Source organism: Acinetobacter sp. YH12100 (genome assembly GCF_013419135.1).
In the GTDB taxonomy this organism is placed as follows: Bacteria; Pseudomonadota; Gammaproteobacteria; order Pseudomonadales; family Moraxellaceae; genus Acinetobacter; species Acinetobacter pseudolwoffii.
The window spans coordinates 102,088-123,042 of sequence record NZ_VPAQ01000010.1 but is presented as its reverse complement, the minus strand read 5'-3'; the positions used below and the strand labels follow the sequence as shown (position 1 = coordinate 123,042).

At 40.7% G+C, this 20,955-nt stretch carries 19 protein-coding genes and 1 pseudogene; 16 read left to right on the top strand and 4 right to left on the bottom strand.

Features of this window, described 5'->3' with window-relative positions; translation table 11 throughout:
- Together FTU40_RS08800 and FTU40_RS08795 are read left to right on the top strand one after the other, a co-directional pair.
- A pseudogene (locus FTU40_RS08800) lies at positions 1 to 110 on the top strand (IS701 family transposase); the annotation flags it as partial.
- A 189-nt stretch (positions 111 to 299) separates the two neighbouring features.
- A complete protein-coding gene (locus tag FTU40_RS08795; RefSeq protein ID WP_005172715.1) occupies positions 300 to 749 on the top strand; it encodes a bacteriohemerythrin in 450 nt (149 codons plus the stop codon).
- On the opposite strand, the gene holA is transcribed toward FTU40_RS08795, so the two are convergent.
- The 4 genes from holA to FTU40_RS08775 form a co-directional block, all read right to left on the bottom strand.
- Complete coding sequence (holA, locus tag FTU40_RS08790) at positions 746 to 1,744, bottom strand: DNA polymerase III subunit delta (RefSeq protein ID WP_074384021.1); 999 nt, start codon at positions 1,742 to 1,744, stop codon at positions 746 to 748. The genes FTU40_RS08795 and holA overlap by 4 nt on opposite strands.
- A 9-nt stretch (positions 1,745 to 1,753) precedes the next feature.
- Positions 1,754 to 2,287 (bottom strand): hypothetical protein, encoded by a 534-nt coding sequence (locus tag FTU40_RS08785; protein WP_074384022.1) that lies wholly within the window; start codon positions 2,285 to 2,287, stop codon positions 1,754 to 1,756.
- A 277-nt stretch (positions 2,288 to 2,564) separates the two neighbouring features.
- Complete coding sequence (leuS, locus tag FTU40_RS08780; protein WP_180040571.1) at positions 2,565 to 5,201, bottom strand: leucine--tRNA ligase; 2,637 nt, start codon at positions 5,199 to 5,201, stop codon at positions 2,565 to 2,567.
- A 123-nt stretch (positions 5,202 to 5,324) separates the two neighbouring features.
- Positions 5,325 to 5,678, bottom strand: coding sequence for a DUF4124 domain-containing protein (locus tag FTU40_RS08775; protein ID WP_100329234.1), 354 nt, complete (start codon positions 5,676 to 5,678; stop codon positions 5,325 to 5,327).
- Between the two features lie 687 nt (positions 5,679 to 6,365).
- Between FTU40_RS08775 and FTU40_RS08770 the strand changes: the two genes are divergently transcribed.
- The 14 genes from FTU40_RS08770 to FTU40_RS08705 all read left to right on the top strand — a co-directional run bounded on the left by FTU40_RS08770 (position 6,366) and on the right by FTU40_RS08705 (position 20,941).
- Entirely contained in the window at positions 6,366 to 8,093 is a 1,728-nt protein-coding gene (locus FTU40_RS08770) for an acetolactate synthase 3 large subunit (protein WP_034608751.1), read from the top strand.
- Positions 8,090 to 8,581 (top strand): acetolactate synthase small subunit, encoded by a 492-nt coding sequence (gene ilvN, locus FTU40_RS08765; RefSeq protein ID WP_004813125.1) that lies wholly within the window; start codon positions 8,090 to 8,092, stop codon positions 8,579 to 8,581. The genes FTU40_RS08770 and ilvN overlap by 4 nt, the downstream gene beginning before the upstream one ends.
- Before the next feature lie 107 nt (positions 8,582 to 8,688).
- The gene (gene ilvC, locus FTU40_RS08760) at positions 8,689 to 9,705 is read left to right on the top strand and encodes a ketol-acid reductoisomerase (protein ID WP_180040569.1); all 1,017 of its coding nucleotides are present in this window, start codon (positions 8,689 to 8,691) and stop codon (positions 9,703 to 9,705) included.
- A gap of 1,210 nt (positions 9,706 to 10,915) precedes the next feature.
- A complete protein-coding gene (locus FTU40_RS08755) occupies positions 10,916 to 11,455 on the top strand; it encodes a hypothetical protein (protein ID WP_180040567.1) in 540 nt (179 codons plus the stop codon).
- Between the two features lie 76 nt (positions 11,456 to 11,531).
- Positions 11,532 to 12,236, top strand: a complete 705-nt coding sequence (locus FTU40_RS08750; RefSeq protein ID WP_180040565.1) for a molecular chaperone — start codon at positions 11,532 to 11,534, stop codon at positions 12,234 to 12,236.
- A gap of 22 nt (positions 12,237 to 12,258) precedes the next feature.
- Complete coding sequence (locus FTU40_RS08745) at positions 12,259 to 14,595, top strand: fimbria/pilus outer membrane usher protein (protein ID WP_180040563.1); 2,337 nt, start codon at positions 12,259 to 12,261, stop codon at positions 14,593 to 14,595.
- 13 nt (positions 14,596 to 14,608) lie between these two features.
- The gene (locus tag FTU40_RS08740; protein ID WP_180040561.1) at positions 14,609 to 15,025 is read left to right on the top strand and encodes a hypothetical protein; all 417 of its coding nucleotides are present in this window, start codon (positions 14,609 to 14,611) and stop codon (positions 15,023 to 15,025) included.
- A 277-nt stretch (positions 15,026 to 15,302) separates the two neighbouring features.
- Positions 15,303 to 16,574 (top strand): glycosyltransferase family 1 protein, encoded by a 1,272-nt coding sequence (locus FTU40_RS08735; protein ID WP_180040558.1) that lies wholly within the window; start codon positions 15,303 to 15,305, stop codon positions 16,572 to 16,574.
- A gap of 30 nt (positions 16,575 to 16,604) precedes the next feature.
- The gene (locus FTU40_RS08730) at positions 16,605 to 17,156 is read left to right on the top strand and encodes a phosphatase PAP2 family protein (protein WP_005095663.1); all 552 of its coding nucleotides are present in this window, start codon (positions 16,605 to 16,607) and stop codon (positions 17,154 to 17,156) included.
- A gap of 87 nt (positions 17,157 to 17,243) precedes the next feature.
- Complete coding sequence (gene iscX / locus FTU40_RS08725; protein ID WP_005172695.1) at positions 17,244 to 17,444, top strand: Fe-S cluster assembly protein IscX; 201 nt, start codon at positions 17,244 to 17,246, stop codon at positions 17,442 to 17,444.
- A gap of 110 nt (positions 17,445 to 17,554) precedes the next feature.
- Positions 17,555 to 17,986, top strand: a complete 432-nt coding sequence (ndk, locus tag FTU40_RS08720) for a nucleoside-diphosphate kinase (RefSeq protein WP_004647460.1) — start codon at positions 17,555 to 17,557, stop codon at positions 17,984 to 17,986.
- Between the two features lie 122 nt (positions 17,987 to 18,108).
- The gene (gene rlmN / locus FTU40_RS08715; RefSeq protein WP_005095669.1) at positions 18,109 to 19,344 is read left to right on the top strand and encodes a 23S rRNA (adenine(2503)-C(2))-methyltransferase RlmN; all 1,236 of its coding nucleotides are present in this window, start codon (positions 18,109 to 18,111) and stop codon (positions 19,342 to 19,344) included.
- A 14-nt stretch (positions 19,345 to 19,358) separates the two neighbouring features.
- Positions 19,359 to 20,159 carry a type IV pilus biogenesis/stability protein PilW gene (pilW, locus tag FTU40_RS08710; protein WP_005172689.1) on the top strand — a complete coding sequence of 267 codons (801 nt, stop codon included), beginning with the start codon at positions 19,359 to 19,361 and terminating at the stop codon, positions 20,157 to 20,159.
- The gene (locus tag FTU40_RS08705) at positions 20,150 to 20,941 is read left to right on the top strand and encodes a DUF4115 domain-containing protein (RefSeq protein ID WP_074384029.1); all 792 of its coding nucleotides are present in this window, start codon (positions 20,150 to 20,152) and stop codon (positions 20,939 to 20,941) included. The genes pilW and FTU40_RS08705 overlap by 10 nt, the downstream gene beginning before the upstream one ends.
- Positions 20,942 to 20,955 lie beyond the last annotated feature (14 nt).

Genomic DNA, 20,955 nt, shown 5'->3' with positions numbered 1-20,955 from the left:
AAAATGTATATCGTTGGCAGAAGAAATTATTTAGACCAGTTATCAAAAACTTCATTGATGACTTTATTCTCGATAAAAATCATCTGCTACCACAGAGAATCTATAAATAATAGTGCGTAAGTCCTAATTAAGTAGAAAAAAAAATTAAAAACCCATGTTTTATATATGGATTTAAATAAATAAAGCTTGTAAGATTTAATTCCATAAAAAAATTATGGTTTTACCACTTAAGAAGAAAACGCACATTTATTGTGCAAAAATAATACAACTTTGCTCGCAACATTGATGAGGGTTTAACGATGGAATGGAATGAAAGCTATAATATTGGAATCGACGTAATCGATAATCAGCACCGTCAAATTTTAGATTATATCAATGCTTTGGAGCAGGTAAAAAGCACAGGAGATCGCGATCGAATCAAAGAGGTCTTGGAGGATTTAATCGATTATACCCAGTCACATTTCAGCTTTGAAGAAAACCTGCTGGAACAGGTCAGTTATCAATACCTACCTTCGCATCGCGGTATACATGAATTATTTGTGAAACGACTCAATGATTATCGTCTCAAGTTCGAGAAGGGAGAATCGATTGAAAATGATTTATATCGTTTATTGTCCAAATGGCTGATCAATCATATTCAACATGATGATCAGGACTATGTCGATGCAGTGCGCGATAATATGTTGAGTTATTTACGTGCTCAGGAAAGCAAAAAAGGCAAGGGCTGGTTTGCACGTTTCTTTGGTTAAGCACTCGGCGCTAAAAATAAGCGTTGACCGCACATTTCAGCAATGGCCTGTAAGATGAGATGTTCAGGGTTCTCTTTGGACATTCCTTTAATGGCTGCATCAATACGGATTAACAGCTGGGGCCAGCTCAAAAAGCGTTGGGGGCTGAGACGGCGTAAAGCTTGCTGATATAGCCCGACTTTGGTTTTCCAGATTCCAATTTGCAAGGCATTTTGCGGCTGTTCAAACAATTGCATCAACAGACGCATTTCCTTGCTCAGGCTCCATAAGATCAGGCTCATCGGTTCACCTGAAGCGACCAGATACTGGAAAATCTTGATCGATTGCGAGAGATTGCCTTGCAGCAGGGCATCACTCAAATCATAGGTGCTATAGCGTGATTGATCCTGTAAGCAGGCATATAAATGATCAATCTGAATCACATCAACTTCAGCAAAGGTGTCACTGACCCGCATCAGGCTGTTTTTGGCTGCCAGCAAGTTGTGCTCATGATGCTGTTCCAGCCATTGCCAGGCATCATGGGCCAGTTTAATCCCCAGTTTCTCTGCTTCAACTGCCAAAATTTGCTGACGATCGCGTGGATAATTTGCAGTAAGCGCAACGCAGACACCATTGGCCTCAACCGTCTGGAAGAAGCTGGATTTGAGGCTGCTCGCATCTTGCTTGGGCATAACAACCAATAGCAGATTATCACTGTCTTGTTGTAAATAGCTTTTCAGCAGTTTGAGGCTACTGGCATCTGGTTTGATATTGCCATGCACTTCAACTGCCAGTTGGGTTGAGAACAATGACAAACTGTTCAATGCATTAAAGACATTTTTCCACTCAGAAACTGAACTGACATCATAACGTTGACGTTCGATGTCTTTGGCTTGCCAATGTGTGCGAAAGGCATCGATCAGGTTTTGTTCTAGCAAAGGCTCTTGACCATGCAAGACCCAGGCACCGCGAGCTTCATCGACACGTTTTAGGGCTTGCAGATAGTCAAGTTTCATAAGGCGTTCTTATTGAGCAGGTTGCGCTGGGGTATTTTGTTTGGCCAAGGGTAGGCGGTTCGATGAAATCTGACGCGCGATCTGCTGTGCCACATCATCAATAATCACCTGATTGAGAAACTTTTGTTCCTGGTCATCAGTGTTGACTGTTTCAATGTCATATTGATAAGTACGCGTTGCCACCACAGTGCGTGGTTCAGTGATCGGATTGCCTTGTGCATCTTCAATGCGAAAAGTCACATTTAAACGTAGCAAGGTTTCTACCAGCTTACCATTCAATTCTAAGCGGCGCGGCGTGTAATCGAGAACACGCAATACATAAGCATTAGGTGCATTACTTAGCTGTACGCCTGCAGCACCGAGGTAAACTGCCAGTTTTTCTTGCAGTTCTTCAGTATTGGGCGGTAAAGACAGGCTCATGACAGAGTAAGCAACAGGTGCGGAGCTCGGATTGGTTCCTTTCAGATGAAAACCACAGCCGACTAAGCCTGCACTCAGACCACAAGTTAAAACAATTGCTGCTAAACGTTTGCCCAAATGCATGTGTTGCCCTCTATGCTTCCCGAAGGGGAATATTTGAAATCCTGAACTGGATTGTAAAGTCAAAGCCCGTTGGCTGGCAACGGGCTTTGTGTTTTTTAAGCCTCCCTTTGGCAAAGGGAGGTTTGGAGGGATTATTTCTTAAAGTCCCTCTCCTGAGTGAGGTTTTAAAGCAGCGCTTTTAAAACTGAACGCAAGTGAGGGTTAGGGAGAGGTGAATTATTCGCCCTCATCCCCTTGCAGAATTGTTTAAAGCAGTGCTTAAACAATTCCTCAGGATTTAAACCACCAAATTCACCAATTTATTCGGTACCACAATTTCTTTCTTGGTTGGACCAGTCAAGAATTGTTGAACTTCAGGCAATGCTTTGGCTTGCGCCAAGATGTCATCTTTTGATGCATCCACAGAAACTTCAAGTTTGCCACGAAGCTTACCGTTCACCTGTACCACAATGGTTTGCGTATTACGTGTCAGTGCAGACTCGTCTACAGCAGGGAATAGAGTTGAATTCAATTCAATCCCAAACTCAGCCAATAAAGTTTGGCTTAAGTGCGGTGCAAATGGAGCTAACAAAGTCAGAAGTGTAGTGATCGACTCACGTGCTACCGCAACGTCATTGTCATCTTTGGCTTCAAACTTATTGTTTGCGTTTAGCAATTCCATCATCGCGGCAATTGCAGTGTTAAATGCATGACGACGTTCGATGTCATCACCGACTTTCTGGATGGTTTCATGGGTTTTACGGCGTAAGTCTTGGGCAGCAGTAGAAAGTGCAGCTTTGTCGATATTTGATGCAGCATTACCTTTTTCAAGGAAACCTGTTGCCAAACGCCATACACGTTTCAAGAAACGGTTGGCACCTTCAACACCGGCATCCGACCATTCAAGCGATTGATCCGGTGGTGCTGCAAACATCATAAATACACGTGCCGTATCTGCACCGTATTGGTCGATAATGGATTGCGGGTCGATACCGTTATTTTTCGATTTCGACATTTTTTCCTGACCACCAACAATTACGTCCTGACCATCACCTTGGTATTTCGCAGACAGAATACGCCCTTTTTCATCACGTTCGAGGTCGATATCTGCAGGGTTAAACCAGGTTTTCTTGCCTGATTCAGCTTCACGGTAATAAGTATCTGCCAAAACCATACCTTGAGTTAACAGGTTGGTAAATGGTTCATTACCTTGTACTACACCTTCATCACGCATGAGTTTGTGGAAGAAGCGTGCGTATAACAAATGCAGAATCGCGTGTTCCACACCACCGATGTATTGGTTGACTGGAAGCCAGGTTTGACCTGCTTCTGGTTTCACCATGCCATCAGTAAAGTCAGGCGATGCATAACGTGCATAGTACCAAGAAGACTCTACGAAAGTGTCAAGCGTATCGGTTTCACGACGCGCGTCGCCACCACAGCTTGGGCATGACGTTTCGTAGAATTCGGGCATCTTGTTCAATGGATTGCCTGAACCGTCTGGAACAACGTCAGTCGGAAGTACAACAGGAAGTTGCTCTTCAGGCACTGGCACTTGACCACATGATGGACAGTTAATCATTGGAATTGGACAACCCCAGTAACGCTGACGGGAAACACCCCAGTCACGTAAACGGAATTGAACTTTAGAGCTTGCCAGACCTGTTGGTTCTAGTTTGGCTAGGAATGCATCATATGCACCCTGAAAATCTAGACCGTCAAACTCGCCTGAATTCACCAGTTTGCCTTCTTTCGAACCGTACCATTCTTGCCATTCTGTTGCAGAAAAGTCGCTATCGTCAGCGCCTTTGGCATCAATGACTTGTTTGATGCTTAAGCCATATTTATTGGCAAATTCGAAGTCACGCTCATCGTGTGAAGGCACCGCCATCACCGCACCTGAACCGTAAGACATCAACACATAGTTGGCGATCCAGACCGGAACTTCTTCACCAGTCACAGGATGCTTAACAGACAGGCCTGTTGCCATACCTTTCTTCTCGGCAGTCGCAAGATCCGCTTCAGCAACTGAACCCATACGACATTCTTCAATAAATGCAGCAAGTTCAGGGTTGCCTGCTTCTGATTGGAGAGCAGCAGCTTTGAGCGCCATCGGGTGTTCTGCTGCAACTGCAACATAAGTCACGCCCATTAAGGTATCGGCACGAGTAGTGAATACCGTTAAACCGTCTGCATAGATTTCTGGATTTGCTGAAGGGAAAGTAATATCCATCCCTTGTGAGCGACCAATCCAGTTACGCTGCATGGTCAAGACCTGTTGTGGCCAGCCATCTTTAAGCGTGTCTAGGTCGTCAAGTAACTCTTGCGCATAATCGGTAATGCGGAAGTAGTACATTGGAATATCACGTTTTTCCACCAATGCGCCTGAACGCCAGCCGCGACCATTTTCAACCTGTTCGTTGGCAAGAACAGTCTGATCCACTGGATCCCAGTTCACTGTAGAAAGTTTACGGTAGATCAGGCCTTTTTTATAAAGCTGAACAAATAACCATTGTTCCCAGCGATAGTATTCAGGGGTACAGGTCGCAAATTCACGATCCCAATCTACTGCAAGACCGAGTTTTTTTAACTGGTCGCGCATGTAGGCGATATTTTCGAAAGTCCATTTTGCTGGTGCAACCTGATGTGCAATCGCTGCGTTTTCAGCAGGTAGACCGAAAGCATCCCAACCCATTGGTTGCAGGACCGTTTCACCTTTTAAGCGATGAAAACGGCTGATCACGTCACCAATCGTATAGTTACGCACATGACCCATATGCAGCTTGCCACTTGGGTAAGGGAACATCGAGAGAATATAACGACGAGGACCTTCTACTTTGTCGGCAACTTTAAAGGCTTTGCGAGATTCCCAATCCTGTTGGACTTGAGGCTCAATCGCACTGGCTTGATATTCGGAATCAATGTGAGTAGTCATAAACGTATCAGTGAATTACGGTGAAAAAAGTCTGTTGCACAGCATAGCGCAAAATGCACCTAAAAGTGAATTTTGCGCCGGCATTTCCCGAAGAAAAAACACGCTGTTCTATATGGAGGTGTCTTATAAAGCGACTGCACGATTTTTAGATTGCTGCAAGGCTTCGTTGGCTTCACGTTGTTGCTGGTCCTGATTCGCAGGAACTTGAGGGGCTTGTTGCTGTTTTTCTTGTGCTGTGTTCTCGGTTTGAACTTCAGTTTCAGCCATTCTAGGTGATGTCGGTGCTGAATTTTTCCAGCCATAAGTATCCACTGTGGTGGCTTTTTTTGCAGATTTCGGCGGTGGCGTCTTGGTATAATGCGTGACGCCTTTCGCATCGACCCATTTATGATACTGGATCGCTGAAGCACTGCTGCTACAGATGCCCAGAGAAATTGCACAACTCAGACTTAAGGCAGTTAAAAAAGATATTTTCATTGTTTTTGAGCCTCTGTGTTCTAGCCATAAAATACTACAAAACATTGTAGTGATTTTCACAGTAAAAATAATGAATTTTTATCCGCTCTATTCATGATTAAGGGTCGAACAGCTTCTGCATCTCGTTTGTAGAAGTGGTGAGCAAATTTTCAGACACAAAATTTATTGATAAACAACTTCACTGGATTTATTAAAAATTCATTCATTTTTTTTATATAAGACATGCTAAAAATTTATAAAATCAAATATATAAGTTTATGAATTTTATTGGATTAAATATTATTAGATTAATTCTTTATTACTGTCCTTGCTCTAGATCGCTGTTAAAAACAGCAAATCAGGTGTTTTTAAGCGCATATTGCCTGTTTTTTAAACTTGACTTTAAAGCCTGAAAACACAAGAATGCTGCAATAGTTTTATATGCCTTAATCGATCACCCTTCGACTAAGTGTCATTTCATGCAGTGGGCGATTTCTCTAGCCGAGAAATTGAACAAAGCTAAGCAAAATATGTTTATCCCAACATGTTTTAGGTCTTGTATTGCTCGAACAGCCAAGAGATCAGATTTTTTTCCTATTGCTATGAAAACTATGAAATTTGTGTGCTATAACAGTGCAGACAGTTAACAAATGAAACACTGCAAATGCCTCCCATTTGTGCAGTGTCATAATATTAGGGTGAATCACGTTGGAACTTCTATCTGGTGGTGAAATGCTTGTTCGCGCATTAGCGGACGAAGGCGTTGAACATGTTTTTGGATATCCAGGCGGCGCAGTTCTTCATATTTATGATGCGCTATTTCAACAAGACAAAATCAATCATTACCTCGTACGTCACGAACAAGCTGCCGGTCACATGGCGGATGCTTACTCACGCGTTACAGGTAAGACCGGTGTGGTGTTGGTGACCTCAGGTCCGGGCGCAACCAATACGGTAACGCCAATTGCAACGGCCTATATGGACTCAATCCCGATGGTGATTTTGTCAGGTCAGGTTGCGAGTCATCTGATTGGTGAAGATGCATTCCAGGAAACCGATATGGTCGGCATTTCACGTCCAATCGTGAAGCATAGTTTCCAGGTGCGTCATGCCAGCGAAATTCCTGCAATCATCAAAAAAGCATTCTATATCGCGTCATCTGGTCGTCCAGGCCCTGTCGTAATCGATATTCCTAAAGATGCGACCAATCCTGCAGAAAAATTTGCTTACGAATACCCGGAAAAAGTGAAGATGCGTTCGTATCAGCCACCGTTTCGTGGTCACTCAGGTCAAATTCGTAAAGCGATTGAAGAATTAGTCAATGCTAAGCGCCCAGTAATTTATTCGGGTGGTGGTGTGGTTCAAGGCAATGCATCTGCACAATTGACAGAGCTTGCGCATTTATTGGGCTATCCGGTAACCAATACCTTAATGGGCTTGGGTGCATTCCCGGGTGATGATGAACAGTTCATCGGTATGCTCGGTATGCACGGTACTTATGAAGCCAACATGACCATGCACAATGCAGATGTGATTCTGTGTGTAGGCGCGCGCTTCGATGACCGTGTCACCAACAATCCGGCAAAATTCTGCCCGAATGCCAAAGTGATTCATATTGACATCGACCCGGCGACGATTTCAAAAACCATTATGGCGCACATTCCAATTGTCGGTGCGGTAGAGCCGGTATTGACTGAAATGTTGAACCAGTTGAAACAGCTCAATGTTTCCAAGCCAAATCCTGAAGTGATTGCGGCATGGTGGTCTCAGATTAATGAATGGCGCAAAGTGCATGGCGGTCGTTATGCAGCAGGTGTTGATGGTGTGATGAAGCCACAACAAGTGGTTCAGGTATTGGATAAAGTGACCAATGGCGAAGCGATCATTACTTCGGACGTAGGCCAGCATCAAATGTTTGGTGCGATGTATTACAAATACAAGCGTCCGCGTCAATGGATCAACTCAGGTGGCCTAGGCACCATGGGTGTAGGTTTGCCTTATGCGATGGCTGCGAAGCTTGCCTTCCCGGATCAACAGGTGGTGTGTATTACGGGTGAAGCGTCGATTCAGATGTGTATCCAAGAGCTTTCGACCTGTAAGCAATATGGCTTGAACGTAAAAATCTTGTGCCTGAATAACCGTGCTTTAGGTATGGTGAAACAATGGCAGGACATGAATTACGAAGGTCGTCATTCTAGCTCTTATGTAGAGTCACTGCCTGACTTTGCCAAGTTGATGGAAGCGTATGGTCACGTCGGTATTCAGATTGATCATGCCGATGAGCTTGAGTCGAAACTTGCAGAAGCGATGGCAATTAACGACAAGTGCGTATTTATTAACGTCATGGTTGATCGTACTGAGCATGTTTATCCGATGTTGATTGCAGGTCAATCGATGCAAGATATGTGGTTAGCAAAAGGGGAGCGCACAGCATGAGACATATCATCTCTGTACTTGTTGAAAATGAAGCAGGTGCGCTTTCCCGTTTAGTGGGCTTATTCTCACAGCGTGGCTACAACATCGAAACATTAAACGTTGCGCCAACTGAAGATCCAACACTTTCTCGTTTGACTTTGACCACTTATGGCGATGATCACAAGATTGAGCAAATCACCAAGCAATTGAACAAACTGGTTGAAGTGGTGAAAGTGGTTGACCTGTCTGAAGGTGCTCACATTGAGCGTGAACTGATGCTGATCAAAGTCAAAGCACTGGGTTCATCTCGCGACGAAATTAAGCGTACCGCAGATATTTTCCGTGGTCAGATTGTCGATGTAACGCCGACAACCTATACCATTCAAATTGCAGGTACGACTGAAAAAGTTGATGCATTTATTGATGCACTTGCAGAACACACCATTTTAGAAGTGGTGCGTTCAGGTGTTTCAGGTATCGCACGCGGTGAAAAAGTACTCACCATCTAAATTTTAAAGTATTTCCTCATCCTAATAAGAAGGGGGTATCAGGCAGTGTAAATACAAAGGTCACTGCCTGATTTAAACAGACAAACAAGCATTAAGCGGAGACAGCAATGCAAATTTTTTACGATAAAGACTGCGACTTATCTATCATCCAATCGAAGAAAGTAGCGATCATTGGTTACGGTTCACAAGGTCACGCACATGCGCTTAACCTTAAAGATTCTGGTGTTGACGTAACTGTTGGTCTGCGTGCGAACTCTACTTCTTGGAAAAAAGCTGAGAATTCTGGTCTTAAAGTTGCTGAAGTTGCTGCTGCTGTAGCGCAAGCTGACGTAGTTATGATCTTGACACCTGATGAATTCCAATCTCAACTTTACCGTGACGAGATTGAGCCAAACATCAAGCAAGGCGCGACTCTAGCATTTGCTCATGGCTTCTCTGTTCTTTATAACCAAGTTGTTCCACGTGCTGACCTTGATGTTATCATGGTTGCTCCAAAAGCGCCTGGTCACACTGTACGTTCTGAATACCAACGTGGTTCAGGTGTTCCTGATCTTATCGCGATTCACCAAGATGCTTCTGGTAATGCGCGTAACGTTGCTCTTTCTTATGCTTCGGGCGTGGGTGGCGGCCGTACTGGTATCATCGAAACTTCATTCCGTGAAGAAACTGAAACTGACCTATTCGGTGAGCAAGCAGTTCTTTGTGGTGGTGCGGTTGAACTGGTTAAAATGGGCTTCGAAACTCTGGTTGAAGCTGGTTATGCTCCAGAAATGGCGTACTTTGAATGTCTACACGAACTTAAATTGATCGTTGACTTAATGTTCGAAGGCGGTATTGCGGACATGAACTACTCAGTATCGAACAACGCTGAATACGGCGAATATGTAACTGGTACTGAAGTAATTAACGAACAGTCTCGTGAAGCAATGCGTAATGCACTGAAACGTATTCAATCTGGCGAATACGCGAAGATGTTCATTCAAGAAGGTGCGTTGAACTATCCTTCTATGACTGCTCGTCGTCGTCAAAACGCTGCTCACGGTATCGAAGTAACAGGTAACAAACTTCGTTCTATGATGCCTTGGATTCAAGCGAACAAGATCGTTGATAAAGAAAAGAACTAAGTTCTGATTTCTAAGTCAAAAAGCCCTTGCTTTTAACAGGGGCTTTTTTATGTCTTGTAAAAATAAAATGACTTATTTGAGTTGAACTGCGTGCCTCAAATAGAAGAAAGCAGTGTTTTCACTTCTTGCGTTTCATTCAAAGTAGTGCTTGCCTCCTTGCACTTCGTACAAAACAGTATTTTGTACTTGTTCATACCTTAGATTCAAGCGAACAAGATTGTAGACAAAGAAAAGAACTAAGTTCTTGATCAATTGATTTGATGCTAAAACCTACTCAATTTGAGTGGATTTTTTATTGCAAGTTTTTAGTTAAATCTGAGAGATAATGTCAAATTTTTTTCAGACTTTTATGAGAAGAAGATCAGATAGTGTATTAAAAAAATAATATAATATTGTGGGAAACGAAAGATGAGCCAAATTTTTATATAAGTTGATCGCTAGTTTTTATTTAAAATAGATTATTTTTAATAATAGGGATAAATATTCTTTAAATAGTTGATTGAATCTATCAGAAGTATAGTTATTTAATTGATTTAAATGGGATAAAGAATATAAAGTATAGTTTTAATGAGAATTTTCATTCAATAAGATATTAAATTAATTAATTGAATTGTAAGATGATTCAAAGAGTGTAAATTTTATAAAAATATAGGTGTTGATTAGGATGTTATGAAATCAAAAGATTTAAATGAATGTATTAATTTAACAATAAGTTTTCAGAGTGAGATTAATAGTAAGTATAGGAGGGGGATTTTTACTAAAGGCGATGATGTATGAAAAATAACAAAAAAAACAAAACGGAATCACACTTTTTTTACCTATCCGAGGGTAAGTTGTAAATCTTTGTAAATAATGCAAATAGTTTGGGGTTATTATTATTTAAAAAATATGAAAATCATATAGTTAAATTTTATTTGATTATCTTCAATTTTTTAAGTTCTTTTTTAGCTTTATGGGGAGTTTCGTAGGAATTACATGTAATAATTATTATTTTTAAATAATTGTATATAAAATAATGACATACAAAAAAATACTAATCCAGGGAAATAGGAAAATATATTGTGAATAATAAAGTATCTGTATGTTTTTTTATTAATGATAGTAAGATAACTACACGCTGTATAGCCTTACTCATAATAAGAAAGAGTTTTTATATCAGCGCGACCCAAACAAATAAATATATTCTTTTTTTTAAAGAATGGAGAAGATCATGAATAAAATGACTCAAACAGTATTAGCAGCATTAGCACTAAGCTTTGGTTTTGGCTCAACAGTTGTTTATGCAGAAGATATGGGAGCTGCAGGACGCCCAGGTCATAATCCTAAACCACCAATTGACTGGAGTAAATGTAATACTTTAGGTTGTGAAAAAGAAATTCCAATTTCACTTAAAATTAATAAGAAATGTATTTTAACTGGTGGAAATGCAATAGTATTATCTGCTGCTGGTGGAACCCAAACTACAAATTATTCAATTACAACAAACACCCCTTATGTTCTGAATTTGCAAACTGCAAATGCTAGCGCTAGTAATAATACGTTTGTTAGACATGAAACAGATGCATCTGAAACAATTGCTACAACAATTGTGACAACTAAACAAGGTGCAGGCGCTGTTCCGTTTGGTAATTCAAATCATAACGGTCAAGCAGTTGATAATTATACACTTGCAGTTACTAATGCTGCAGTTGATGCTACACAGTTAGCAGGTAATTATACCGATCGCTATCTAATCAAAGCTTACTACTAATTTATTTAATCAACCTAACCTAACATTTATGTTGGGTTAGGTTGCCTTATTATATTTTTAAGTGGAAAATTATAATATGAGAAAAATAGCTAAATTATTTATTATATCTTTTTTTTCTATGACTGGGGTAAAGGCTGATGTGGCAATTGATCCAGTACAAATGTATATACTTAATGATACAAAACAAAAAACAACAACACTTACTTTAGAATCTATAAATGAAGCAGAAAAAAAGATATTTGAAATAAAAGCATTTAAATGGGATCAAAATAATAAAGGTGAAGACGTGTTGGAGAAGGATAACACTCTTATTATTAATCCAAGAAATTTTATTTTGAAACCTAATGGAAAACAAGTTATACGTGTTGGGTTTAATCGTCCAATAGCATCTGTATTAGATGGTAGGGAAGAGGGTGCCTGGCGTATTATAATTGAGGAATTACCTCAGCCTGTAAAAGAATCATCTATTACTTTTTTGATGAATTTTAACCTGCCATTATTTATTGGAAAGCAAGATAACCTAAAATTAAATTTCAATATTGAGAATGATAAGCTTATTGTTAAAAACAAAGCAGAATCTCATATTCAAATTTCAAAGTTACAAATTTTAGATTCTAATAAGAAAGAAGTTTTTACTAGTAATAATATGAAATATGCCCTTAAAGACAAGAATATTTTCTATGAGTTAGAAGGGGTTAAGATAAATAATCCTCGTAATTATTTTGTTAAAGTAATGACAGATAAGTCGCATGAGGAAATAGAGTTAAAGCTTATGGATTAAAATTATAATTAAGGATTATATTATGCAGTTAAATAGAAAAATAATTATTCTAGTTAATATTTTATTCTTGTGTAATGCTAATGCTAACCAGAATCCTGATGATGAATTTTTTGCTAATCTCTGGATAAACGAGCTTGATCATAATATAGATATTATTTTAATAAAAAGTAATGATAATTTTTATATAGAGTGCAATATATTGTCGGAACGAGATATTGATATATCTAAATTATCAAAAATGGCTTCTCGGGATGAGTTTTGTCTTATTTCGGATCGGAATATTCAATCTAATTTTGATGCCTCTAAGCAAACAATTAATCTCACGATACCTACCCAACTGTTTAAATCAAGTACACAGATCTCCCAGTTGCAGACTATGCCAGAGAGAGCCAGCTTTGGAGGTTTCGTAAATTATGATTTTACCTATTTAAATGCAAAAATAGACAGAGAGACGAATTCTTTATATAACGGCCTGACAGAGCTGGGTATTTTTAAAGATTATTGGATTTTTAAGAACTCAATAGCATATTATAATCATCCTTTGAATGAATATTTTACTCGACTCAGTACTAGTATTGACTTTGAATTTCCTAAAAGTATGACTCAGCTTACTTTAGGAGATACAACTACAGTATATAATCCATTAATTAATTCTTTACGTTTTGCCGGTTTAAACTGGGGAACTAATTTTACTGAGCGACCAAATTTTATTTATTGGAATACTCCAACCTTACAGGGGAGTGCGCGTGTTCCTTCTACAGTTGATTTGTATATTAATGGGGTAAGTATATATAGCCAAAGAGTCAGTCCTGGTGATTTTAATCTTCAAACTGGTGCACAAATTCAACAGGCAGGAAATGCACAAATTGTTGTTGAAGATGTGTTAGGGAATAGGAGTGTACAAAGTTTTCCTATTCTGGTGACGAATCGGTTATTAAGACCTGATCTTAGTGAATATAATGTTTCATTAGGAAAGTTGCGTTATAATTATAATATAGAAAGTGATGACTATCGTGATTTTTTCTCTAACTTTTATTATCGTTATGGGGTATCTAATTGGACAACCCTTGGTTCTAATTTTGCTTATAGCGAAGACTTGCAAAATTTAGGCTTTCTATGGACTCAAGCGATTAGTCATTATTTGGTTTTGGATAGTGTAGTTCAAGCTTCACATGATGAACTTAATAATTTTAATTATTCATATGGATTATCTGCTGCAAAGGATTTCGGAAGAGTTTCACTTGGTGCCAGTGCAAAATATACAGAAAGAGATTTTAAATATTTAGGTGATGAACTGGATAATTTTTATAGTTATCCTAAGTATGAATATTTAATTTATGCAGGAATGAGCAATGTCCCTCTCTTGCATAATATTTATTTGAATTATGCTGCCCAGAGTTTTCATCAGCAAGAAATACGCGTGGAAGATGAGATTCCTTTATTTTTTCAAAATGATCGTAAAACTTTAAATTTAGGGTTTAATCGTCGGCTAGGTAGGAAGGGAAGCCTAGGTTTAAGTTATTTTAGCTCATTCGGTGATGATCGGGATTCTGGAGTTGTCTTATCACTTAGCTATAGTTTTGATGATGATAAAGCAGTTTATTTTAGTCATTCAACAGATGAAAGAACTAAATTGCAATTTGTTAAAAGTAATCCTAATCAGGTTGGATTTGACTATGAAACAGGTGTAAATAGACTCGAAGATGAAACACTATATAATTTCAATGGGCGATTGAAAACAGATGTTGGGGATTTAAGTTTTTATCATATAGAGGGAGATAATGAGTCTGAATCACAATTAAACTATCGTGGTGCGGTTGTTTTTCTTAATAATAAATTTAATTTTACCAAGTTAGTTGATAATGCATTTTCTGTTGTTAGTGTGGGAGATTATCAGGATGTCGATGTTTTAAGGTCTTTATCTGTAGTGGATAAAACGAATAAGAAAGGCTATACCTTTGTTCATGATATTATTCCTTATGTAAATTATGATATTGGTTTTGATCAGAATCAGTTACCAGTTGAAGATAAGATTCCTTATGCAACCAAGAGGCTTACTGCTTTAGATCAGCGGGGCTATATTATTAATTTTCCTATATACAATACAAAACAGGTCACGATTTTACCTGTAGATAGTAATAATAATAAATTTACAGCCGGTTCAGAGTTATATATCGATAATGATGGTGGGGAGGTTTATCCTATCTCATCGGACGGTACGGTCACTCTATATGGGCTTATTCCAAATACTTACAATATTAAAATCATCAGCACCGAATCTAAAACTTGCTTTGCACAATTGACGGTTACAGAAAATCAAAAAGAAGAAAGCGGACTGTCTACGCTTATTTGTAAATAAAGGATGAAAAATAATGAAACTTAAATTTACTGTACTTATGTTCACTCTATTATTGACCAGCCTAAGTCATGCCCAACGTTGTCAGATTGATCGGTCGACAGCATCAGAACTCAAATTGAACTCCTCTTATCTGAGCCAGGCTGCGACTTCATTTATCGTAAGGTGTGATAGCAGTTATGCTATTCAATTTAATTCTAGAAACTTAACCAGCACTAATGGCAGCAGTTATTTGGTTAATGAGCGCAATCATAAAATAAGAACACAAATGTATATTTCTGGAGCAACCTCATCCCGTTGGAATATGCCGATATCCCAACCGGCAACTAGCCTAAGTAAATTTGTTGTATTGGTACAACTGGCTGAACAACCTTCTGCTTTGACCCCAGCTGGAGTTTATAAGGACAGTTTATATGTTGATCTTATCTACTGAATTCTTTTAGCTAGCTCTTAACAGGGAATTAAACTTTGGTCTATTTAAGTCCTTTAGCCAGATTTTGAGGCTTTCTGTCTGGATTTTTTAGGCATAAGCTATGGTTGTGAATAGGTAAGTTAATTTACTGTCAACGCTGTTAATTGTTAGTCGAGTGAATTAGATATCTCTATAAGTACATAAACTTCCGAATAAAATGAAAGAAGGGGACAATATCATTAAAATGCAATAAACAAGCATTAGACTCTAGCTTAAAATATAATCACATAGGTGTGATATGGAACAGCCCTGCACCTCAGCGTTATCGAAAAAAATGTCTGCACTTCAAAATATTAGCTTTGACTTAAAACAGTTGCGACAGCAAAAAACAAAAATGACCCTGCCTTTGGAAGAGTTGACTCGTCCTCGTCTCAAAATAGCAATTGTGACCGAAACATGGCCACCTGAAATTAATGGGGTAGCCCATTCACTGTTACAACTCTGCAAAGGGCTGAAAAAACAGGGGCATAAAATTTTATTGATTCGACCCGAGCAAAAAGGCATCTGTGCTGAATTTCAACCCTATCGGGAATGTTTGGTTAAAGCACAGCGTATTCCCAAATATTCAGGCTTACAGTTCGGTTGGCCGCAGTTTCTAAAGGTTCGCCATGCGGTAGAAGCCTTTGCACCCGATGTAGTGCATATCGTCACAGAAGGCCCATTAGGGCTTGCCGCGCAGCAAACTGCAAGATTCCTTGAAATTCCTGTATCAAGCGGCTTTCACTCTCCATTTCAGGAATTTAGCCGTTTCTTTGATTTGGCATTCTTGGTTAAACCCATTCAGCATTATCTCAAATGGTTTCATAATCATACCGCAATTACCTGTGTACCGAGTCGTGAGACTGCCGAAGTACTCCGCAAATTTGGAGTGACGTGTCCACTGGTTGTGGTGGGGCGAGGGGTAGATACACAAGCCTTTTCACCTAAATGGCGTTCTGATTCCCTACGCCAGAGCTGGGGAGCTTCCAAAGAGACCCGTGTCATGTTGTATGTCGGGCGTTTATCGCCTGAAAAAGAAATACCAGTGGTGATTCAGGCATATTTCACATTGCGTCATATGCATTGTCAGGATGTGCGTCTGGTGGTGGTCGGAGATGGTCCAGACCGACAGCGCTTAGAGCAGTTGAATCATGATGCTTCGATTGTGTTTACCGGGAGTTTGCGTGGTCAACAGCTTGCTGAAGCCTATGCCAGTGCCGATGTGTTTTGCTTTGCGAGTCAGGTTGAAACCTTTGGCAATGTGGTATTGGAGGCGATGGCCAGTGGACTGCCGGTTATTGCTTATGATTATGCTTGTGCACATCTACATGTACAACACGACCGAACAGGCTGGCTCAGCTCACTGGGTCTGCAAGAAGATTTAACAGCCAATATCTTAAAGTTACCAGATTATCACACACTTAGAAGAATGGGTGTGTATGCTTCACACTGTGCACAGAAGGTCGGATGGCAACATCCTGTAGAGCAGTTTGAACAGGTTCTGTACTCAATCACAAGGCAAAATAAATGACCTAATTAAAACAAGAGCGGGAGCAACATGATGAAAATCCACAATGCCAAACTCAAATTTTTAGAAATAGATTTAAAAGGCTGTGTCTACCTCAATCATCTCTCCCACTCAAATCGAATCGCTGCTTTTTTTAAAATCATTAGCCGTTTGGGGGATGGCGTGTTTTGGTATGTGATGTGTTTTGCTGCATGGGGACTTCGTGGCTTGGAGTATGGGCTACAGATGCTCTATATCATTTTGGGCGGAACGTTCGGTACGCTGATTTATAAAATTCTCAAAACAAAAACTGTACGTCCAAGACCTTATCAAGTGCATCAGGTGATTCGACTGGGTGAGCGGCCGCTGGATCATTTTAGTTTTCCGTCTGGACATACCTTGCATGCGGTAATGGCAACCACGGTCTTGGGTTATGTTGCACCGCTATTATTGCTGTTGATGCTCCCTTTTACGCTGCTGGTGGCTTTATCGCGCATGATTCTGGGATTGCATTATCCAAGTGATGTCGCAGTTGGGGCAATGATCGGAGGCATGATGGCCGTGGTCATTGTGCTGAGCGCACCTTATCTCAATATTATGTTGTAAAAATAAGTGAAAACTGAGGCGAAAGCTCGCAGATTTTTATAAATTTGCTAAAGTACAGCATTAAAGCAAATATGGTGAGAAATAGAGATGGGTTTACGTTGGACTGATACCCTCGATATCGCGATTGAACTCTACGAAGCGCATCCAGATGTGGATCCGCAGTGGATTCGTTTTACTGATTTACACGCCTGGGTATGTGCCTTGCCTGAGTTTGCAGATGACCCGACTAAATCCACAGAAGGTCTGCTGGAAGCGATTCAAATGGCATGGATTGACGAAGCGCGTTAAGTGCCCGATTGAAAAAAGCATATTTTTACAGTGTAAAAGCAGAAAAGTGCGCATTATCTCGGTATAATGCGCCAAATTTTCATGTCAACAATTGACTTAAGGAGCCTATCATGGCTATCGAACGTACTTTATCTATCGTAAAACCAGACGCAGTTGCTAAAAACCACATCGGCGACATCTTTGCTCGTTTCGAGAAAGCTGGTCTTCAAATTGTTGCAACTAAAATGAAACACTTGACTCAAGCTGAAGCTGAAGGCTTCTACGCTGAGCACAAAGAACGTGGTTTCTTTGCTGATCTTGTTGCTTTCATGACTTCTGGTCCAGTGGTTGTTTCAGTTCTTGAAGGTGAAAACGCTGTTCTTGCTCACCGTGACATCCTTGGCGCGACGAATCCTAAAGAAGCTGCTCCTGGTACAATCCGTGCAGATTTCGCTGTAAGCATCGACGAAAATGCTGCTCACGGTTCTGACTCTGTAGCATCAGCTGACCGTGAAGTTAACTACTTCTTCGCTCAAACTGAGATTGCTCCACGTACTCGTTAATTCGCAGTATTCAAACCAGATAAGTGTTATTATACTTATCTGGTTTTTTTATTCTTTGAATAATTCTTTGCTCACATATTGAGCTTCTCCTTTGATCTTTAGACATGGTTTAGGTAATACACATGAGTACTGAAGTCGTCGCTGTATCTGCAGTTTCAGCTGCACAGCAACCATCTCCGTCCACTCCCACACAGCAGAATGCTGTGGAAAAAGTGAACCTACTCGGCATGTCTCGTCCGCAAATGGAGAAATTCTTTGAGGATATGGGGGAGAAGAAGTTTCGTGCCGGGCAAGTCATGAAATGGATTCACCAATTTTTCGTGACCGATTTTGCCGAGATGACCAATATCTCGGGCAAACTGCGTGAAAAACTGGAACGTATTTGTGAAATTAAAGCGCCCGAAGTGGTGCATAAAAATTATTCTAAAGACGGTACCCGGAAATGGGTCTTCCGTGTCGGTGATGGTGACGGCTCTCTTGTCGAAACTGTATTGATTCCTGCTGAACATCGTAGCGGCCTACGTCGTACCTTGTGTATTTCGTCTCAAGTGGGCTGCGCACTGGACTGTTCATTCTGTTCAACCGGTAAACAGGGTTTTCAGCGCGATTTAGATCAGTCAGAAATCATTGGTCAGTTGTGGGTGGCGAACTATTCCTATATGGAAGATGTACCTGTGGCAGATCGTGAACGTTCAGTCACGAATGTGGTCATGATGGGCATGGGCGAACCACTGCTTAACTACGATGCCGTACTCAATTCCATGCGCATTATGCTGGACGACTTTGCTTATGGCATGTCGAAACGTCGTGTGACCTTATCGACATCAGGTGTGGTGCCGAAAATCGATCAAATGGTCAAAGACATTGATGTGGCACTGGCAATTTCATTGCACGCACCAAATGACGAACTGCGTAATGAACTGGTGCCAATCAACAAGAAATATCCGTTAGAACAACTGATTGCGGCGTGTCAGCGTTATATTGCCAAAGATGGTAATGAAAGTTCACGTAAACACGTCACCATTGAATATGTGATGCTGGATGGTGTGAATGATCATCCTGAACATGCACAGCAAATGATTAAGCTGCTGAAGAACTTGCCGAGCAAGATTAATTTGATTCCATTCAACCCTTTCCCGCACGCGCCTTATGGGCGTTCAAGCCGTAACCGCATTATTTCTTTCCAAAAAACTTTGTCTGATGCCGGTTTTGTGTGTACGATTCGTCAGACACGCGGTGATGATATTGATGCGGCGTGTGGACAGCTTGTAGGTCAAGTGGCTGATCGTACCCGTCGTGCGGAACAGTGGAAAAAGAAAATTGCGCAGTCAAATGAGATTATGCGTTCACAAGGATAATAAGAGGTCGCCAGTTGAGAAATCTAACATCTAAAATTGCTTTGATTTCAACAGTATGTGTGTCTTTAGCTTTGGTTGCATGTCAAACGCCAGATTTAGGTCAGAAAGATCCTGAAAAAGCCACCAAAGTCCGTACCCAATTGGCGGCAGAATATTTAAGAACAGGTGACCTAGATGCAGCCAAACGTGCGCTGGATCAGGCACTCGAAACGACTCCGCGTGATTCGCAAGCGAATATGATGATGGGCGTGCTATTGCAACAGGAAGGTAGTCAGCTCAATCTTGAGAAAGCAGATGCTTATTTCAAGCGTGCAATTTCGGCAGATCCGAAAAATGCACAGGCACGCAACAACTATGGCACGTATTTATATCAGCTAGAACGCTATAATGATGCGATCGAGCAGTTTAACATTGCCGGTGCAACTTTAGGTTATGATCAGCGTTTCCGTGCGCTGGAAAATATGGGACGTATTTACCTGAAAATGGGCGATGTGGTGAATGCTGAAAAATCATTCAAACAGGCGCTTCAGGCGAATCGCGATTCATATATATCAATGTTAGAGTTGTCAGAAATTTTTTATTTAAACCAGCAGTTCCCGGCAGCGACACAACTGTATCAACAGTTTGCGCGTGGTGTGGGACAGAAAAATCAGGGTGCCCGTGCGCTCTGGGTTGGCATTCGCACTGCGCGTGCCAGTGGTGATCAGTTGGGGATGCAGGTATTGGTGAACCAGTTACGTGCATTGTTTCCTGAAAGCCAGGAATACCAACGTTATTTGCAATTACAGTACAGTACTGAGGCCGTATGGAAGTAAATCCTAATTCACCTTCGAATCATTCGAGCGTAGCTCCAAATGCGTTAGGAAATATTCAACGTCCGGGCGAGTACTTGCGCCAGATTCGTCTCAATCAGCAACGTGATCTGGAAAATGTGGCCAAAGAGCTGAATATTCCGGTCAAAACCCTGACTGCACTTGAGCAGGATGAATATAAGTCTTTGCCTGAGGCGACTTTTATCAAAGGCTATTACCGGATCTATGCCAAACTTTTGGGTGTAGATGCGTCGACTATTATTCAGCGTTTTGATGAAATTTATACCAATGATACGGGTTTGTTGCCCAATCATGCGCTGAATAATTCCCCCATCAAAATTATGGGGAAATTGCCAGGTTCCAAGCGTGACCGTAACCGTAAATGGTTAAAGCGCATTTTTATTACGCTGGTCTTGCTGCTAATTTTGGGCGCACTGTTTGCCATGATTCAAAACTGGTCGAGCAGTAATTCGCAAAATAGCAGTGAAGTTTCTGGAGTCGGTGCTTCCAATATCGAGATTCTGAATCTGGATGCAGGCGCCGCACTGTCTGGCGACCAGCTAAAACTCGATTTTAACCGTCCGACCTCTGTGCATATCGTCGATTCAGCCGGTAACGTTTTAGCGACTGGCCGTCAGGCATCGAGTTTGCAACTCAATGGTGAAGCACCATTCCAGATTCGTCTTGATGATGCGGCAGCTGTATCACTCAGCCTGAATAATGAAAATATTTCATTGTCACCTTATACCGTAAACGGAAAAGCAGAATTCCGTTTGTCACCTTAACAGATCAAGAGTAG